Below are 413 nucleotides of genomic sequence, written 5' to 3'. Positions count from 1 at the left end.
AGAACGTCATATTCAGCATCGAAGAAGCCGGAATAGACTTCCATCGGCGTGACCATGTAGGAGCGCGCCGCGAAGTTATAGCCGTCAGCCGGCGTAAACGCACGCAACGTGTTGGTCGCGGGATCAAGAATGACGCCACCGCCATTGTTGATATTGTTGACCGCACCGGGGCCCGACGGGAAGATCTGACCCGGATAGGCCGTACCCGAACCACCACAGATCAGCTGGCCGCCCTGCTCTGCCCACGGACAGGCCGAGAACGGACGGTCACCCTGAAGAATGGTACCACGGTCGAAATATTCGAGGTTACCGGTGAAGCGGCCACCGTCGAAGGAGCGGCCGAAGGTCGCGCCATAACGGTAGATCTGGCCGTCGCCTTCCGAGGTCACATCATATTGAGCAAACAGCTCGAC

1 pseudogene is annotated in these 413 nt (G+C 59.1%); it reads right to left on the bottom strand.

Annotated features, from left to right (window positions below):
* A pseudogene (locus V0U79_RS13760) lies at positions 1-413 on the bottom strand (TonB-dependent receptor plug domain-containing protein); the annotation flags it as partial.

This window comes from Hyphobacterium lacteum (genome assembly GCF_036330345.1).
GTDB lineage: Bacteria > Pseudomonadota > Alphaproteobacteria > Caulobacterales > Maricaulaceae > Hyphobacterium > Hyphobacterium lacteum.
Note: the sequence above shows the minus strand (reverse complement) of the source record. Positions and strands in the feature narration are given on the sequence as shown.